Raw genomic sequence first — 16,888 nt, 5'->3', positions numbered from 1 at the left:
GCACCCACGACGCGACGGAGCCTCGCATGCGCACCGAACGACGCCCTCGACCGACCTCCCGGGTCGCCGCCCTCACCGCGGCCGTGCTGGCGGGCGGCGCCGGCCTCACCGCCGGCGCCGTCACCCTCGCCACGTCCGCCGCGGGCGCGACGACGGCCTGCGAGGTGGACTACGCCGTCACGAGCTCGTGGCAGGGCGGGTTCCAGGCCGACGTCACGCTGACCAACCTGGGCGACGCCCGCTCGGGGTGGGAGGTCTCGTGGCAGCAGGCCGACGGCGACCACGTCTCCCAGGTCTGGAACGGCCGGCTCGTGCAGGACGGCGCGCAGGTGCGCGTGGCCGACGCCGGCTGGAACGGCACGCTGGCGACGGGCGCGACGGCGTCCTTCGGGCTGATCGGGACGTCGGCGGGGGCGGCGAAGGTGCCGGCGAGCTTCAGCCTCGACGGCGTCGCCTGCACGGGCGACGTCCCCACGACGGACCCCTCGGACCCGCCCACGGAGCCGACCGATCCGCCCACCGACGAGCCCGGCGGGCCCGCCGACGCGACGTTCTTCGTCGACGAGGGCACGCAGGCGTGGGACGCCTGGCAGGCGTCGTCCGGCACCGACCGCGCGCTGCTGGAGAAGATCGCCACCACGCCGCAGGCGTCCTGGGTCACCGACGCCGACCCCGCCGAGGCGAGCGCCGGCGTGGCCGACTACACGGGCCGGGCCGCCGCGGCGGGCGCGACGCCGCTGCTGGCGGTGTACGCGATCCCGGGCCGCGACTGCGGCTCGCACTCCGGCGGCGGCACGGACGAGGCCGCGTACCGCGCCTGGGTCGAGCAGGTCGCGGGCGCGATGGTCGGCGAGCCGTGGGTGGTGCTGGAGCCGGACGCCCTCCCGCAGCTCGGCGACTGCGACGGCCAGGGCGACCGCGTCGGGATGCTGGCCGACGCCGCCCGCATCCTCGACGAGGCCGGCGCCCGCGTGTACCTCGACGTCGGCCACTCGGCCTGGCTGCCCGCCGCGGAGGCGGCGTCGCGGCTGCAGCGGGTGGGGCTGGAGCACGTCGCGGGCTTCGCGCTCAACGTGTCCAACTACCGCACCACCGACGAGTCGCGCGCCTACGGCGAGGAGGTGTCCGCCCTGCTCGGCGGCGTCCCGTTCGTCGTCGACACGTCGCGCAACGGCAACGGCTCGAACGGCGAGTGGTGCAACCCGCGCGGCCGCGCCCTGGGCGAGCGGCCCGCCGTCGTCGACGACGACAGCCACCTCGACGCGCTGCTGTGGGTCAAGCTGCCCGGCGAGAGCGACGGCGCCTGCAACGGCGGCCCCGCCGCCGGCGCGTGGTGGCAGGAGATCGCCCTGGAGCTCGCCCGCAACGCGAGCTGGTAGCAGCCCCGCCCCCTCGCCGAACGGGCGGTCGACACCGTTATGGGCCTCCGACGACGCCCGTTCCGGGACCGACCGCCTGTTCGGCGTCGAGCCGGAGGCGGGCCCGCACCTCCGCGAGCTCACCGATCCGGTTCACGACCCACCGGGCCGAGCACGCCGCCCCGAGCGAGAGCGCGAGCAGACCGAGGACGTTGCCCAGGTCCACGGTGCTCGGGTCGACGGAGCCCGACCAGAAGAACTGCGACCTGCCCAGCACGATCCCGGTGAGGACCCCCGCCATCAGCGGCACGGCCTGCCGAGTCCGCGCCCAGAGCGTCGCGGCCAGGCCCAGGACCATGAGCGGCGCGACGAGGGCCTCGGTCGACCACGTCGTCGAGGCGACCGACGACCACCACGGCAGGCCGAGGTGCGCCGCGTCCGAGACCGTGGCCAGGACGTAGGCCACCACGGCGAGCGCCATGCCCGCCGCGGTGATCACGGCGAGCCGACGGTCGTGCTCGGACGCTCGGCAGCGCGCGTGCTCGACGACCACCAGGGCATGCGCGGCGAGCCCGACCGCCCATCCCGTCTCCAGGAACGCCGCGTGCGCCTGGCCGACGGCGAGGAGCGCACCGACGGTCAGGGCCGCGACCACGGCGGCCGCGGCCACGAGCGTCCGGCCTGCCCGGCCCGCACCCGTCAGCAGCGCGACGACCCCGAGGGCCCAGATCGCCCAGGCCGCCACCATGGGCACGGTCGACAGGCGCGGCGGTGCCCCGTCCTGGGGGACCAGCGAGGCCGCGTGGCCGCCTGCCCTGACGGCCGGGACCGCGAGCAGCGCCGGGAGCGCGACGCACAGCAGCCCGGTCCCGGCACGCCGCTCCGGCGCCGTCGACCCCAGGGGCGCGAGCGCCCATTCCCGCGCGGCGGCGCGCAGCAGGTCGACGACGTCCCCGCGCGCGGGGCGCGACAGCCCGGGCGCGGCGGTGTCGAGCAGGTGCCCGAGCATCTCGGCGCCGTGCGCGCGCCGGAACGCGAAGGGGAACAGCCGCAGCAGCCGCCGGTAGTCGCGCACCAGCGCGGGGACGACGGCGGTCGCCTCCGCCCTCTCGGGACGGTCGGCGCTCATGCCGGCACCTCCCCCAGCCCGCCGGCGACGGCGCGGCCCGGTCGCGACGTCCGGCGCGCCGCGAGCCGGTCGAGCGCCTGGCGGGCCTGCGCCTCCGACCGGCGGGCCTCGGCGTCGAGCCGGGCGCCGCCCTCGACGGTCAGGCGGTAGTAGCGCCGCAGCCGGGAGTCGACCACCTCCTCGTGGTCCACCTCGACCAACCCGGCGGCGACGAGCCGGTCGATCGCGCCGTAGAGGGTGCCGGCGCGCAGGGTGACACGGCCGCCGGAGCTCTCCTCGACGTCCTTGGAGATGCCGTACCCGTGGGCCGGTCCCTGCGCCAGGGCGGACAGGACGAGGAACGCGGGTTCCTGCAGCGGTCTGGGTGCGGGCTTCGATGCCATGCCGAGGACCATACTCTCGTCACAAAGATATGCACGGCGACGCGCCGGTCGCCGAACATGCGATGTCGCACCGAATACCCGTCGATTCCGTGCGCAACCGCCTGTTCGGCGACGGGCAGGGGTCAGCGCGCCATGGCCTGCTGCCCGACGACGGCGAGCAGGGCGAGCTTCTCCTCCGCCTCGGAGCGCGGCGGCGCGGTGAGCACCAGCAGCGCCTGGGTCTGGTCCTCGGTGAACAGCACCTGGCAGTCCAGCTCGATCGGCCCGACCTGCGGGTGCACCAGCGTCTTGTGGTCGGCGAACCGCTGGTGCACCTCGTGCCGGTCCCACAGCTCGGCGAACTCGGCGCTGCGCGCCCGCAGCTCGCGCACCAGCTCGCCCGCGCGCGAGCGCGGCCCGAGCATCCCGTGCGCCACGCGGAGCGTGGAGACGAGCGAGCGCCCCTGCCGGTCGCGGTCGTCCTCGGGGTACAGCAGCCGCTCGGAGGGGTCGGTGAACCAGCGGTAGACGTCGCTGCGCGCCCACCCCGTCAGCGCCGACCGGTCGCCCAGCAGCGCGACGGCGAGGTCGTTGGCCACGAGCGTCTCGCCGAGCGCGGACAGCACGAGGGCGGGCGTGTCGGACAGGCGGTCGAGCACGCGCAGCAGCGCGGGCGACACGTGGGACGACATCGTCACCCGGTCCGGCGTCCCCCGACCGGCCACGCGGAACAGGTAGTCGCGCTCGTCGTCGGTGAGCCGGAGCGCCCGAGCCAGCGACGCGAGCATCTGCTCGCTCGGCTGCGGGCCGCGCTGCTGCTCCAGCCGCGTGTAGTAGTCGGCGGACATCGCCGCGAGCGCCGCGACCTCCTCCCGCCGCAGCCCCGCGGTCCGACGTCGCGCCCCGGCGGGCAGGCCGACGTCGGCGGGCTGCACCGCCTCCCGACGACGTCGCAGGAACTCGGCCAGCTCTCGACGGTCGGCGGCACGCTCGGTGCGTCCTTCATGAGCCATGCGCCCATCGTCCGCCGACGACGCCGGTCGGGCCAGGCCGTAGCCAGGGATCGCCGGTCCCCCGACGACCGCTCCTCTCCCGCCCGGGCGGCGGCCCGCGCAGAGTGGTGGCCATGGACCTCACCCGCAGCACCGTCTTCGTCCCCGGCGCGACCAGCGGCATCGGCCTCGCGCTCGCCCTCCGGCTCCAGGCCCGCGGCAGCACCGTGATCGTGGGCGGCCGCCGCACCGCCCTGCTCGACGAGATCGTCGCCGCCCACCCCGGGATCGACGCCGTCCGCATCGACACCGCCGACCCGGACAGCATCGAGGCCGCCCGACGCGAGGTGCTCGGGCGCCACCCCGACCTGGACGCCGTCGTCGCGATGGCCGGCATCATGCAGGCCGAGGACTGGACCTCCGAGGACTTCCTCGCCACCGCCGAGCGCACCGTCACGACCAACCTGCTCGGCCCGATCCGCCTGGCCGCCTCGTTCCTGCCGCACCTGCGCGCCCGCGCAGGATCGGGCGCGGGCGCCGCGTTCGTCACGGTCTCCTCCGGGCTGGCGCACGTGCCGCTCGCCGTGACGCCCACCTACAACGCGACGAAGGCCGCGATCCACCGGCTGAGCGAGGGCATCCGGCTCCAGCTCGAGCCGGCGGGGGTGCGGGTGATCGAGGTCGTGCCGCCCGCGGTCCGGACGGCCCTCATGCCGGGGCAGGAGGACAACCCGGTCGCCATGCCGCTGGACGCGTTCGCGGACGAGGTGGTCGAGCTCCTCGCGGCCCGGCCCGACGCCCACGAGATCCTCGTCGAGGGCGTGAAGCCCCTCCGCTTCGCGGAGACCTCGGGCGCGTACGACGCGACGGTCGCGCGGCTCAACGCCACCGACCGTCACGCCGTCTGACGCCCGCGCTCAGGGCTTCGTCGACCCGACGTACTTCGACGCGACGTAGCCCTGGTGGCCGTTGACGAAGACCTTGACCCACCCGCCGGAGGAGTCCCAGATCTTCTTGACGGCCTTGCCCTTGTTGAGCGTGTCGATCGCCTTGTAGCCGGTGCCGGGGCCCGAGCGCAGCCGCAGGCCGTCGACCTTGACGTAGCGGGTGCCCAGCGAGGTGAGCCCCGGCGAGACGTAGTTCGCGTGCATCCAGCCGGTGGTGCCGCCGTAGGTGACCTTGCGCCACACGCCCGAGCCGGCGCCGGGCTTGGCGGTGAGCCAGCGGTTGACCTTGACGGTCTTGAGCGTGCGGTAGCCGGTGCCCGGGCCCGAGCGCAGGTTGACGCTGGTGGTCGTGTAGTAGGTGCACGACTTGGGCACGACGCGCTTGTTGGCCCACGCCGCGCCGGTGCTGAGGTTCGCGCCGTGGTTCTTCATCCACGGCAGCGGGTCGGTGGTGCTGCCCGACCCCTTGTACGCGCCCTTCCAGATCTCCAGGTGCAGGTGCGGCGCGGTGGAGGTGCCGGAGCTGCCGACGTCGGCGATGCGCTGGCCGCGCTTCACGTACTTGCCGGCCTTCACGTACTTGTCGCCGTCGACGACGTGGCCGTAGACGGCGAAGACCTTGCCGCCGTCGGCGTTGGAGCGCACCACGACGACCTGGCCGAAGCCCGGCGCCGAGCCCGCCTTGATGACGGTGCCCGGCGCGACGGACTTGATCGCGGTGCCCTTCTTGGCGCTCATGTCCTGACCGAGGTGGTACGTGGACGCCGCCTTGATCGGCATGCATCTCGGCCCGTAGTAGGACGAGAGCCCGTAGCTCTTGTCAGGGAGCGGCCGGACGGCGGCCGTCGCCGCCCCCGCTCCCGCGATTCCTGTCGTGAGCGCCACGGCCGTGGCGATCCCCATGGTGACTCCGGTCGTGATGATGCGTCGCACGGTGCGCATGGTGGTGCCCTCTCAGCGTCAGGGTCCTGGGGCATCGTTGCCCAGCCGCACGGTAAGCACAGGGTGCGGGGTGGCGCGCGCGGTGCCGCATCCGCGACACTCGTCTTCACAGGTACCCGTGAGCGTGAAACTCCCTTACCCACGCCTGACCACCGGAGGTCTGCAATGACGCACCCCGTTCCGACCGGCCGAGCCGACCACAGTGCGAGTTCCCGCGCCCTCGGCCGCCGCGGCTTCCTCTCCCTCGCGACGGCAGGTGTCGCCGGCTCGGCGCTGTCCGTGACCGTCGGCTCGATGGCCCCCGCCGCCGCGGCGACGGCGGAGGCGTCCGGTCCCACGGCCCGCAAGCGCGAGCTGCGCGCGATGTGGATCTCGTCGGTCGTCAACATCGACTGGCCCTCGCGCACCGGACTGACCGCCGACGAGCTGAAGGCCGAGTACCTCCACTGGCTCGACGTCGCGGTGGGCATGAACCTCAACGCCGTCTTCGTCCAGGTCCGGCCGACGGCGGACGCCTTCTGGCCCAGCCCGTACGAGCCCTGGTCGCAGTACCTCACCGGCACGCAGGGCGGCGACCCGGGCTTCGACCCGCTCGCGTTCGTCGTCGCGGAGACGCACGCCCGCAACCTCGAGCTGCACACCTGGTACAACCCCTACCGGGTCTCCATGCAGGCCGACCCGACGAAGCTCCTGCCCGAGCACCCGGCCCGCCAGCACCCGGACTGGGTGTGGCCGTACGGCGGCAAGCTCTACTTCGACCCGGGCCTGCCGGAGGCGCGCGAGCACATCTACGCCGCGATCCTGCACAGCGTCGAGCACTACGACATCGACGGCGTGCACTTCGACGACTACTTCTACCCGTACCCCGTGGCGGGCCAGACCCTGCCCGACGCCGCCACGTACGCCGAGCACGGCGGCGGCTTCGCGACGGTCGAGGACTGGCGGCGGCACAACGTCGACGAGTTCGTCCGGACCGTCTCGGAGCGCATCAAGGAGCTCAAGCCCTGGGTCAAGTTCGGCATCAGCCCGTTCGGCATCTGGCGCAACGCGTCGACCGACCCGCGCGGCTCCGACACGGGCGGCTCGCAGAGCTACGACCTGCAGTTCGCCGACACCCGCAAGTGGGTGCTGGAGGGCTGGCTCGACTACATCAACCCGCAGATCTACTGGCAGTTCGGGCTCGCCGTCGCCGACTACCGCAAGCTCGTGCCGTGGTGGGCCGAGGTCGCGGCGACGTCCGGCACCCATCTGTACATCGGGGAGGCGCTCTACAAGGTGACGTCCGGCGTGTTCACCGACCCGGCGGAGCTGAGCAACCACCTCACGTTCTGCGCGGAGGTGACGGCGCAGGGCACACCGGTGCTCGGCAACGTGTACTTCTCCGCCGTCCACGTGCCGCAGGACCCGCAGGGCTCCATGTCGCGCGTGCGCGCCGACCATTACGCGCACCCCGCGCTGGTCCCGACGATGCCGCACCTGCCCGGCACCCGCGTCCAGCCGCCGGTGCTCACGCACGCCCGACCCGGCGGCGACGGCGTCGAGCTGCGCTGGGTGGACGCGGCACCGCACCGTCGTCGCGCGACGTCGTTCGCCGTCTACCGGGCCGCCGGGAAGGGCGCCCGGGTGGACGTCGAGGACGCCACGCAGCTCCTCGGCACGGTCCGCTCCGACGGCGGCGTGCTGCACGGCTTCACCGACGCGACGGCGGTACGCGGCGAGCGCTACGCCTACGCCGTCACCGCCCTCGACCGGCTGTGGAACGAGTCGGCCCCGAGCCGCACGCAGCGCGCGTGAACCGTCCCGGCGACGGGATCATCCGTCCAGGAAGATCCCGTTGCCGGGCCCCACGGGCAGGTCGAGGAAGAAGAACACGCTGAGGATGGCCGCCCACACCAGCCAGAAGCAGACGGTGAACGGCAGCAGCCGGGCCATCACGGTGCCGAGCCCGGCGCTCGGCTCCCACCGGCGCAGGTAGGCGAGCAGCACGATCATGTACGGGTTGAGCGGCGTGATGATCTGCGTCGCGGAGTCGCCCACGCGGAACGCGGCCTGCACGAACGCGGGCTCGTACCCGATGAGGGCGAACATCGGCACGAAGACGGCGGCCATGAGCGTCCACAGCGCCGAGCCCGAGATGATGAACAGGTTCAGCAGCGACGCGACGACGAGGAAGCCGAGGATCGCGCCGTAGCCGGTGAGCCCGATCGACTCGAGCGCGGAGGCCCCGGACACCGCGATCCACTGCCCGACGCCGGACCAGTTGAACAGCGCGATGAACTGGCCGAGCACGAACGCCAGCACGACGAACCCGATCATGTCCTTGAGCGCCTGGCCGAACATGATCGGCACGTCCTCGATGCGACGCACCGTCCCGACCGCGCGCCCGTAGACGATCGCCGGCACCAGGAACATCGTGAAGACGATGAAGACGATCGAGCTGAGCAGCGGCGACTCGGGCAGGAACGCCCCGTCCTCGTTGCGCCACGGCGACGCCGGCACGAGCACGGCGGCGACCATCACGGCGGCCACGCCGAGGGCCACGACCAGGGCGTTCCGCAGCCCGCGCCGCTCGTCGTCCGTGGTGGCGGCGGACGCGTTCGCGAGCGGGTCCTCCCCGTCCTCCACGACCTGCTCCATGGGCACGCCCTGCCGGCGGATGCGCGGCTCGAGCACCTTGTCGATGAGGAAGCCCGCCAGCAGGGCCAGGGCGATCGACGAGACGGCGTTGAAGAACCAGTTCGACAGCGGGTTCACGGGCGAGCCCGGGTCGGGCAGGATCTGCGCGACCGAGCTGGTGATGCCCGCGAAGAGGGCGTCGAGGCTGGTGACGAGGATGTTCGTCGAGTACCCCGCGCCGGCCGCCGCGAACCCGCCGAGCAGGCCCGCGACCGGGTGCCGACCCGCGGCGCGGAACACCATCGCCGCCAGCGGCGGGATGATGATGAACGCGGTGTCCGACATGATGCTGCCCATCACGCCGACGAAACCGACGGCGTAGGCGAGCGCCCACCGCGGCGCGGACCCGAACGCGTACCGCACGGCGGCCCCGAGCAGCCCCGACTTCTCCGCCACGCCCACCGCCATGAGGATCGGCAGCACCGTGACGAGCGGCGGGAAGCCGAGGAAGTTCTCGCCGAGGTTCTCGGTGAGCCAGGTCATCCCCTCGGCGGTGAACAGGCCCTTGACCTCGACGACCTCGTCGCTGCCGGGCATCTGCACGGTGACCCCCGCGAGCGCCATGCCCGTGGACGCCAGCGCGATGACGCCGAACAGGATGAGGAACAGGGTGAACGGCTCGGGCAGCTTGTTGCCGACCCGTTCGACGAACGCCAGGAACCGGTCGGTGCGGGATCGTGCGTCGACGGAGGTGGTCACGCGGTCTCCTCGGGTCGGCCCGCCACCGCGGGCGTGTCCGCCCGAACGTAGTGGCCCCGGTCATCCGTCGCGAGGCATTCGTCCGCATCGTGAGATTCGCGTCGTTCCTCCCGTCCGCCGCGACCGCTTCCCTACGATGCCTGACATGACCGTGCCCGACGCCGTGCCCCACGAGGACCACGTTCCCCCCGCCCGCCCGAGCACCGCCTACCTCGACCACCTGTTCCACGAGAGCGAGGAACGCCGGCGGGCGGCCCCGCCGTCCGACGTCGCCCCCTCCCTGCTGCCCGACGCCGTGGCCGACGCCGTCGAGCGCGCGGCCGAGGCGCTCGAGCCCGACCTGCGCGACGTCGTCGAGCGCCTGCACGCCGACCCGGAGCCGGCCTGGGAGGAGCACCGCAGCGCCGCCCTGCTGGTCGACGTCCTGGCCCGGCACGGCGTCGAGGCCGAGCTGGGCGCGCACGGCGTGCCGACGGCCTTCCGGGCGGAGCTCCGGGGGGCCGCCGACGGGCCGACGATCGCGATCTGTGCGGAGTACGACGCGCTGCCCGTCATCGGGCACGCCTGCGGGCACAATGTCATCGCCGCCGCGGGCGTGGGCGCGTTCCTCGCGCTGCGCGACGTGCTGTCGGGCGAGGGCCCCTCGGGCGCGGCGCCCGCCGGCCGCGTCGTCCTGCTCGGCACGCCCGCCGAGGAGGGCCACTCCGGCAAGGAGGTCCTGGCGCGCGCCGGCGCCTTCGACGACGTGGACGCGGCGATCATGGTGCACCCGTACGGGCAGGACGTCGCCGAGCAGGTGTGGCTCGGCCGGCGCCTGCTCACCTGGACGTTCACGGGCCGCCCGGCCCACGCGTCCGCCCAGCCGTTCATGGGGCGCAACGCGCTCGACGCCGCGAACCTCGCCTACCAGGGCATCGGCCTGCTGCGGCAGCAGCTCCCGCCGGTGGACCGCGTGCACGCGACGGTCGTCGAGGGCGGCACCCGGCCCAGCATCATCACCGAGCGCGCCGTCATGCGGCTCTACGCCCGGTCGAAGTACCCGGACACCCTGCGCGACCTGTCCGCGCGGCTCGACGACGTCGCGCGCGGCGCGGCGCTCATGACCGGCACCGAGGTCGAGATCGTGTGGGACGACGGCGCCCTGCCGAGCCTGCCGGTACGCACCAACGCGGCGCTCACGGAGCGCTGGGTGGCGGCGCAGCGGCGACGCGGGCGCGACCCGCTGCCGCCCGGCGTGGTGTCCGAGACGCTCGCGGCGTCCACCGACTTCGGCAACGTGTCGTTCCGCGTGCCCGGCATGCACCCGCTGATCCAGGTCTCGGCGCCCGACGTGGCGCTGCACACCGCCGAGTTCGCCGACGCCGCCGGCGGACCCGCCGCCGTGCCGGCCGCCGTCGACGGCGCCGTCGGGCTGGCGCTCACCGCGCTGGAGTACCTGTCCGACGACACGCTGCGGACCGCCGTGCACGACGAATTCGTCGCGCACGGCGGCCCGCTGGACGTGCCGACCTACTTCGACTGAGGAGATCGGCGGGTGCCGGTCAGCGTGCGCTGAGCTCCGCCGGGTCGGCGGGGCCCTGCGGCGCCGGCTGCACCGGCGCGTCGTCGCTCGGCACGTCGCCGCGCAGCACGGTCGCGGTGGCGGCGGGCCGGTCGTCGGTCACCGTGAACCGCAGGGTGTCGGTGAACTCCCGGCCGTGGTTGTCGGTGGCCGTCACCGTCGCGGCGTGCGTGCCCGACCCGAGGTCCTCGGGGAGCGGCAGCCGCCACAGGTGCGCGTTCGACCGCGTCGCGTTCCCGCTGGTGAGCAGGTTGCGCGTGGCCGCCGTCGGGTCGGAGTACTCCCAGCCGGTGCGCAGCGACTCGCCCGTCATCGGCTGCGTGTGCTCGGCCTCGACCGCGGCGCCGCCGTCGATCGACACCTCGACGTGCGCCGCCGACGAGCCGGCGTAGAAGTTCGCGGTGAGCCAGCTGTCGCCCGCGAGGTCCTCGGCGCTCACCAGACGCTCGTCGCCGAGCGCGGGCGCGTCGCCCTCCTTGCCGCCGTCACGCCACGCGAGCGCCTCGCCGGCCCAGTCGCGCCAGTGCGGCGTGTTGACGCCGAGCGCGAGCTGGAGGTCGTCCGGCTCGCCACGGACCGTGTACCGCTCCGCGAACGCGTTGCCGTCCAGGTCCAGGGTGAGGACGCCCGGACGGGCGCCGTCGGCCATGTACGCGAACGGCAGGCCCTGCTCGTCCAGCCCGCCGGAGTACCAGTCGCCCGAGACGGCGCCGGCCACGAGCTGGGTGTGCTCGAGCTCCTCGACGCCGCCCGCCTGCCACTCGGCGCGGGTGTCGCCCGGCAGCAGGCTCTCCAGCATGTGCGTGTGCCCGCCGACGGTCACCGCGTTGCGCCCGCGGAGCACGTCGTACAGCTCCGGCGCGTTGTCCGTGATGACCTGGCGGTGGTCGACGATCGGGGCGTGGGCCGCGACGACGACGAGCTTGTTCCTCGGCACCTCCGCGAGGTCCGCCTCGAGCCAGGCGAGCTGCTGCTCGTCGACCTTCTCGAGGTAGCCGCCGTTCTTGCCGTCCGGCTTGGCGCCGTTGTAGACGATGTTGTCGAGGACGACGACGTGCGCCTGCCCGACGTCGTAGGAGAAGTAGCCGGGCCCGACCTCCTGGCGGAACGTGTCCAGGGACCGGGAGTCGTCGGCGGCGTCGTAGTCCATGTCGTGGTTGCCGGGCGCCATGCGGACCGGGCCGTTCGCGGCGGCGTAGATGTCCTTGAGCTCGGGGTAGAGGCTCAGGTCGTCGCCCACGTTGTCGCCGAGCAGCAGGATGCCGCAGCTCGCGTAGTCGTCGCGGGCCATGAGGTCCGCGACGGCCCCGTCCCGGGCGTAGCCGACCTGGGTGAGGTCGTACGTCTGGGTGTCGGCCGCGATCGGGCAGCTCTGCTTCGCCCTGCCGGTCGCCTTGGACTTCCCGAGCGGGAAGTTGACGGCCTTCGGAAGCGGCCCGGTGGGCTCGAGGCCGCCGTACCTCAGGTCGGGCGACCCCTCGGGCAGGTGGTTGTAGCTGAACTGGGCGATGGCGTTCTCGTCGACCGGCACCTGGTAGCCCGCGGGCTGGGTGACGAAGACGGTCATGTCGTCGAAGGCCGGGACGCTGTAGCGCCCCTTGCCGTCGGTCGTGACGACGTCGCGGCCGTTGGACACCTGGACGCCGGCGACGCCCTTCTCGCCCTTGTCCTGGGTGGAGTCCTCGTCCTTGTCGTGGAACACGGTGCCGGTGAGCACCTCGGGGTCGGCGGCCTCGCCGCGCACGACCTCGACGTGGCCGGTGTACAGGCCGGCCTGGGCGCGCTGGGCGGCCGCGGCCGCCTTGACCTCGGCCGGGTCGGGCGACGGCGCGGCCGCGGCGCCGGGCGCCACGAGGACGAGCCCGACGAGCGAGGCGGCGCCGGCGGCGGCACAGGCCTGGCGGATGCTGCGGGGGTTCATGTACTTCCTCCGGGGTCGTGAGAGAGCGGATCGAGTACACGCCCTCGTCAGGGCGCTCCGGCATGCCGATGGCGACGACGGTAGGCGGCCGAGGCAACCGTCCGGTGTCGCCGAGACGCCGGGCAGCGGAACGCCAGGGCGTCCTCGGCGAACTCCCAGCGAACGCGGCCCGTCCGTTACCCGGCGGACACCGGCGGCGAACACGCCCGTCATGCGTGCTCCCTACCGTCGGGCGCACCCGGACGACGGGGCCCTGCCGCACGAGCACGAGGAGCGCACATGCACGACGGACGAGACGCTGCCGAGACCCTCACCGCCGGCCTCGGCCGCCGACGCTTCCTCCAGGCCGCGGCCGGCGTGGGCGCCGGGGCCGCGCTGACCGTCGGGGCGGCGGCCCCCGCCGCCGCCACCTCGGGCGGCACCACCGCCGCGGGCCGGGGCGGGACGGCGGGCTTCGGCGGCATCCTGCAGCCGGGCCGGGGCCGCATCCGCGGGGACCACTACCTGCGCTCCGACGTCGACGACGTGCTGTGGGGCTACGTCCCGTCGGTGCACGCGACCGCCGTGGCGCGCGTCCGGTCCGGCCGCACGATCACGATCGACTCGGTGTCGCACGAGGGCATCCTCGAGGACCAGGGCCGCGACCCGGTCGCCTGGTTCGGCGAGCGTGGCATCCACCGCCGCGAGGTGCTGGACGACGCCGTCGCCATCGCCGGCGGCTACGACCGCACCTCGCGCAACTTCGACGCCGACGGCCCCCACGTCATCACCGGCCCCGTGCACGTCGAGGGCGCCGAGCCCGGCGACGTGCTGAAGATCGAGACGCTCGACGTCGTCCCGCGCGTGCCGTACGGCGTCATCTCGTCGCGGCACGGCAAGGGCGCGCTGGCCCTCACCGCCTCCGGCGCACCCGCCGGCATCACGCTCGACGAGGTCATGCCGCCCGTCGCGACGGACGGCCGCGGCACCGGCGTCCCCACCGAGTACGGCAACGTGTCGGTGCTCGCGCAGATCCGGGGCGGCAAGGCGGCGATCGGCGAGGGCCGGTCGCGCGTGTCGTTCCCCCTGCGGTACTTCTTCGGCACGATGGGGGTCGCTTTCTCGGAGAACACCGGCCTCACCGCCCCCGAGGCCAACTCGATCCCGCCGACGCTCGGCGGCGGCAACATCGACATCAGCCGCCTGGGCGCGGGCTCCACGTTCTACCTCCCGGTGCGCGCGCCGGGCGCGCTGTTCTACGTGGGCGACCCGCACATGGCGATGGGCGACGGCGAGGTGGCGCTCACCGCGATGGAGGGCTCCCTGCGCGGCACGTTCCGCCTCACGGTGTGCAAGCCGGGCTCGGGCGACGCGCCGTCCGTCGCGTACTCGTACCCCTTCGCGGAGACGAAGGACGCCTGGATCCCCATCGGCCTCTCCGACCCGGACGGCGCCGTCGGCGGCAACGGCAGCGACCTCGACGTCGCGATGCGGCGCGCCGTCGTCAACGCCCTCGACTTCCTCGAGCACGACCAGGGCCTGGACCGCGCGATCGCGTACGCCTACCTGTCCGCGGCGGCCGACTTCGCCGTCTCGCAGGTCGTCGACCGGACCGTCGGCGTGCACGGCCTGGTCCGCAAGGCCGACTTCCGACGCTGACGGCGCGCGGGACCGCCCTGACGCCCGACGGCGACGACTGGCAAGATCGACCCATGCACGAGCGCGCAGGGAAGCCGGCCCAGGACATCGACCTCATCGACGTCGACCAGGTGGTGGGGGCGTACTACGACCTCGTGCCGGACGTCTCCGACCCGGCGCAGCAGGTGGTGTTCGGCACGTCCGGGCACCGCGGCTCCAGCCTGGACACGGCGTTCAACGAGGCGCACATCGCCGCGATCACGCAGGCGATCGTCGAGTACCGCGCGTCGCAGGGCACGGACGGCCCGCTGTTCATCGGCCGGGACACGCACGCGCTGTCGCTGCCGGCGTGGCAGACGGCGCTGGAGGTGCTGGCTGCGGCGGGCGTCACGGTGATGGTCGACGCGCGGGACTCGTTCACGCCGACGCCCGCCGTGTCGCAGTCGATCCTCATCCACAACGGGGCGACGACGGGCGACGGCGTGCGCACGCAGGGCCCCGGCCTGGCGGACGGCATCGTCGTCACGCCGTCGCACAACCCGCCGCGCGACGGCGGCTTCAAGTACAACCCCCCGCACGGCGGCCCCGCCGGGTCGGAGGCGACCGGCTGGATCGCCGACCGCGCCAACGAGATCCTGCGCACCGGCGGGCTCGCGTCCGTGCGCCGGGTCGCGCTCGAGGACGCGCTCGGCGCCGACACCACGCACAAGCACGACTTCCTCACCACGTACGTCGACGACCTGCCGAACGTCGTCGACCTCGAGGCGATCCGCACGGCCGGCGTGCGCATCGGCGCGGACCCGCTGGGCGGCGCGTCGGTGGAGTACTGGGGCGCGATCGGCGAGCGGTACGACCTCGACCTCACCGTGGTGAACCCGCAGGTGGACCCGCGCTGGTCGTTCATGACGCTCGACTGGGACGGCAAGATCCGCATGGACTGCAGCTCCCCGTACGCGATGGCGTCGCTGGTGGAGCGCATGGCCGGTCGTGACGGCGGCGACGCGCCGTTCGACGTCGCGACCGGCAACGACGCCGACTCGGACCGGCACGGCATCGTCACCCCCGACGCCGGGCTGATGAACCCGAACCACTACCTGGCCGTCGCGATCGAGTACCTGTACGGCGGCGCGCGGCCGGGCTGGCCGGACGGCACCGCGGTCGGCAAGACGCTCGTGTCGTCGGCGCTGATCGACCGCGTCGTGGCAGGCCTGGGCCGGCAGCTGGTCGAGGTGCCGGTGGGCTTCAAGTGGTTCGTGCCCGGCCTGCTGACCGGCGAGGTCGGCTTCGGGGGCGAGGAGTCGGCCGGGGCGTCGTTCCTGCGCCGCGACGGCCGCGTCTGGTCCACGGACAAGGACGGCCTGCTGCTGGCGCTGCTCGCCTCCGAGATCATCGCGACCACGGGCCGCACGCCGTCCGAGCACCACGCCGACCTCGTCGACCGTTACGGCGAGTCCTGGTACGCCCGCGTGGACGCGCCGGCCACGCGCGCGCAGAAGTCGCGCCTGTCGGCGCTCTCCCCCGACGAGGTCAGCTCCACCACGCTCGCCGGGCAGGACATCACGGCGACGCTCACCGAGGCGCCCGGGAACGGCGCGAAGGTCGGCGGCCTCAAGGTGACCACCGCCGACGCGTGGTTCGCCGCGCGCCCGTCGGGCACGGAGGACGTGTACAAGATCTACGCCGAGTCGTTCGTGTCCGCCGACCACCTCGCGGAGGTGCAGGCGGCCGCGAAGGAGCTGGTCGACGGCGCGCTCGGCGACGCCTGACCGGACGCCCGCCGTGCCGGCTCCCCGCACCTACGTCGTCACCGGCGCCGACTCCGGCCTCGGCCGGGCGGTCGCGGACCTGCTCACCACGCGCGGGCGGGTGATCACCTGCGGGCTGGCCGACGACGTGGACGTGCGCGCCGACCTCACGACCGCCGCGGGTCGGGCCGACCTCGTCGAGCAGGTGCGGTCGCTCGGCGGCGGCCGGGTCGACGGCCTCGTCGCGGCGGCGGGCGCCGGCGCGCCCCGGCCGGAGACGGTGGCGCTGAACTACTTCGGCGCCACCGCCGTGCTGGAAGGGCTGCGCGGGTGCCTGGCGGCGTCGGACGCCCCGGCCGCGGTCGTCGTCTCGTCGTCGTCGACCCTGAACCGCGGCAGCGGTGCGCTGGTCCGCGCCTGCCTCGGTGGCGACGAGGAGCGCGCGCTCGCGGTCGCACGCCGACTGGTCCGCACCGGGCGCGGGAGCCAGCTCTACCGCTCGAGCAAGGCGGCGCTGAACCTGTGGGCACGGTCCACGGCCGTGTCGCCGGCATGGACGCGCGCGGGCATCGTGCTCAACGCCGTGGCCCCGGGGATCGTCGCCACGGACGTCGTGACCCGCACCTGGGCGCGCGACCGTCTGCTGCTGGAGACGGCGCTCCCCCAGCCCCTCGGCGCGCCCGGGCCGGTCGCGCCGGTCGCCGACCTGCTCGCGTTCCTGGTCTCGCCGGAGAACCGCTTCATGACCGGCCAGGTCGTCTACTGCGACGGGGGCACCGACGCCCTGACGCGCGGCGGTCGCCCGCAGCGGGTGTACCTGCGGTACGGCGTCCGTGAGATGGCGACGATGTGGCGCGAGGCGCGGAGGCGCACAACCACTCCCTGACACCCATTTGATTTCAGCAGGCAACCTTTTTATGTTTGCTCCCCGCAACCAAT

General features: G+C 74.0%; 13 protein-coding genes. 7 read left to right on the top strand and 6 right to left on the bottom strand.

Going from position 1 to position 16,888, the window contains the following annotated elements; genetic code table 11:
* Positions 1-26 precede the first annotated feature (26 nt).
* Positions 27-1,379, top strand: coding sequence for a glycoside hydrolase family 6 protein (locus ACFQ8E_RS15950; protein ID WP_430551549.1), 1,353 nt, complete (start codon positions 27-29; stop codon positions 1,377-1,379).
* Positions 1,380-1,416: 37 nt separating this feature from the next.
* On the opposite strand, the gene ACFQ8E_RS15945 is transcribed toward ACFQ8E_RS15950, so the two are convergent.
* From ACFQ8E_RS15945 to ACFQ8E_RS15935, 3 genes are all read right to left on the bottom strand, one after another.
* Positions 1,417-2,487: a hypothetical protein gene (locus ACFQ8E_RS15945; RefSeq protein ID WP_430551548.1), complete on the bottom strand. Its 1,071-nt coding sequence runs from the start codon at positions 2,485-2,487 to the stop codon at positions 1,417-1,419.
* On the bottom strand, positions 2,484-2,870 hold the full coding sequence (locus tag ACFQ8E_RS15940) for a PadR family transcriptional regulator (RefSeq protein ID WP_430551547.1): 387 nt from the start codon (positions 2,868-2,870) through the stop codon (positions 2,484-2,486). Before ACFQ8E_RS15940 ends, ACFQ8E_RS15945 begins: the two co-directional genes overlap by 4 nt.
* 122 nt (positions 2,871-2,992) lie before the next feature.
* Entirely contained in the window at positions 2,993-3,862 is an 870-nt protein-coding gene (locus ACFQ8E_RS15935) for a helix-turn-helix transcriptional regulator (RefSeq protein ID WP_430551546.1), read from the bottom strand.
* Positions 3,863-3,975: 113 nt separating this feature from the next.
* On the opposite strand from ACFQ8E_RS15935, the gene ACFQ8E_RS15930 reads away from it, so the two are divergent.
* A complete protein-coding gene (locus tag ACFQ8E_RS15930) occupies positions 3,976-4,749 on the top strand; it encodes an SDR family oxidoreductase (protein WP_430551545.1) in 774 nt (257 codons plus the stop codon).
* Between the two features lie 9 nt (positions 4,750-4,758).
* Here the strand turns inward: ACFQ8E_RS15930 and ACFQ8E_RS15925 are convergent, their stop codons facing one another.
* Positions 4,759-5,721, bottom strand: coding sequence for a peptidoglycan DD-metalloendopeptidase family protein (locus ACFQ8E_RS15925; RefSeq protein ID WP_430551544.1), 963 nt, complete (start codon positions 5,719-5,721; stop codon positions 4,759-4,761).
* A gap of 303 nt (positions 5,722-6,024) precedes the next feature.
* On the opposite strand from ACFQ8E_RS15925, the gene ACFQ8E_RS15920 reads away from it, so the two are divergent.
* Positions 6,025-7,524 carry a family 10 glycosylhydrolase gene (locus ACFQ8E_RS15920; protein WP_430551543.1) on the top strand — a complete coding sequence of 500 codons (1,500 nt, stop codon included), beginning with the start codon at positions 6,025-6,027 and terminating at the stop codon, positions 7,522-7,524.
* 18 nt (positions 7,525-7,542) lie between these two features.
* Here the strand turns inward: ACFQ8E_RS15920 and ACFQ8E_RS15915 are convergent, their stop codons facing one another.
* Entirely contained in the window at positions 7,543-9,105 is a 1,563-nt protein-coding gene (locus tag ACFQ8E_RS15915; RefSeq protein ID WP_430551542.1) for an AbgT family transporter, read from the bottom strand.
* A 145-nt stretch (positions 9,106-9,250) separates the two neighbouring features.
* On the opposite strand from ACFQ8E_RS15915, the gene ACFQ8E_RS15910 reads away from it, so the two are divergent.
* Complete coding sequence (locus ACFQ8E_RS15910; RefSeq protein ID WP_430551541.1) at positions 9,251-10,627, top strand: M20 family metallopeptidase; 1,377 nt, start codon at positions 9,251-9,253, stop codon at positions 10,625-10,627.
* A 19-nt stretch (positions 10,628-10,646) separates the two neighbouring features.
* Here ACFQ8E_RS15910 and ACFQ8E_RS15905 read toward each other — a convergent pair whose 3' ends face one another.
* Complete coding sequence (locus ACFQ8E_RS15905; protein WP_430551540.1) at positions 10,647-12,587, bottom strand: calcineurin-like phosphoesterase C-terminal domain-containing protein; 1,941 nt, start codon at positions 12,585-12,587, stop codon at positions 10,647-10,649.
* 279 nt (positions 12,588-12,866) lie between these two features.
* On the opposite strand from ACFQ8E_RS15905, the gene ACFQ8E_RS15900 reads away from it, so the two are divergent.
* Genes ACFQ8E_RS15900 through ACFQ8E_RS15890 form a run of 3 tightly spaced genes read left to right on the top strand, consistent with a single transcriptional unit; the run spans position 12,867 to position 16,835 of the window.
* Positions 12,867-14,225, top strand: a complete 1,359-nt coding sequence (locus ACFQ8E_RS15900; protein ID WP_430551539.1) for an acetamidase/formamidase family protein — start codon at positions 12,867-12,869, stop codon at positions 14,223-14,225.
* Positions 14,226-14,278: 53 nt separating this feature from the next.
* Positions 14,279-15,970, top strand: a complete 1,692-nt coding sequence (gene pgm / locus ACFQ8E_RS15895; protein ID WP_430551538.1) for a phosphoglucomutase (alpha-D-glucose-1,6-bisphosphate-dependent) — start codon at positions 14,279-14,281, stop codon at positions 15,968-15,970.
* Between the two features lie 13 nt (positions 15,971-15,983).
* Positions 15,984-16,835 (top strand): SDR family oxidoreductase, encoded by an 852-nt coding sequence (locus ACFQ8E_RS15890; protein ID WP_430551537.1) that lies wholly within the window; start codon positions 15,984-15,986, stop codon positions 16,833-16,835.
* The last annotated feature ends 53 nt before the right edge of the window (positions 16,836-16,888 follow it).

The organism is Isoptericola sp. NPDC056573, assembly GCF_042793335.1.
Lineage (GTDB): Bacteria > Actinomycetota > Actinomycetes > Actinomycetales > Cellulomonadaceae > Isoptericola.
Note: the sequence above shows the minus strand (reverse complement) of the source record. Positions and strands in the feature narration are given on the sequence as shown.

Excerpts from the sequence above, each read along its gene's own strand:
- ACFQ8E_RS15910 (WP_430551541.1), top strand. The coding sequence starts at position 9,251 with ATGACCGTGCCCGACGCCGTGCCCCACGAGGACCACGTTCCCCCCGCC.
- ACFQ8E_RS15935 (WP_430551546.1), bottom strand. The coding sequence starts at position 3,862 with ATGGCTCATGAAGGACGCACCGAGCGTGCCGCCGACCGTCGAGAGCTG.
- ACFQ8E_RS15900 (WP_430551539.1), top strand. The coding sequence starts at position 12,867 with ATGCACGACGGACGAGACGCTGCCGAGACCCTCACCGCCGGCCTCGGC.
- ACFQ8E_RS15940 (WP_430551547.1), bottom strand. The coding sequence starts at position 2,870 with ATGGCATCGAAGCCCGCACCCAGACCGCTGCAGGAACCCGCGTTCCTC.
- ACFQ8E_RS15945 (WP_430551548.1), bottom strand. The coding sequence starts at position 2,487 with ATGAGCGCCGACCGTCCCGAGAGGGCGGAGGCGACCGCCGTCGTCCCC.
- pgm (WP_430551538.1), top strand. The coding sequence starts at position 14,279 with ATGCACGAGCGCGCAGGGAAGCCGGCCCAGGACATCGACCTCATCGAC.
- ACFQ8E_RS15950 (WP_430551549.1), top strand. The coding sequence starts at position 27 with ATGCGCACCGAACGACGCCCTCGACCGACCTCCCGGGTCGCCGCCCTC.
- ACFQ8E_RS15920 (WP_430551543.1), top strand. The coding sequence starts at position 6,025 with ATGGCCCCCGCCGCCGCGGCGACGGCGGAGGCGTCCGGTCCCACGGCC.
- ACFQ8E_RS15905 (WP_430551540.1), bottom strand. The coding sequence starts at position 12,587 with ATGAACCCCCGCAGCATCCGCCAGGCCTGTGCCGCCGCCGGCGCCGCC.
- ACFQ8E_RS15930 (WP_430551545.1), top strand. The coding sequence starts at position 3,976 with ATGGACCTCACCCGCAGCACCGTCTTCGTCCCCGGCGCGACCAGCGGC.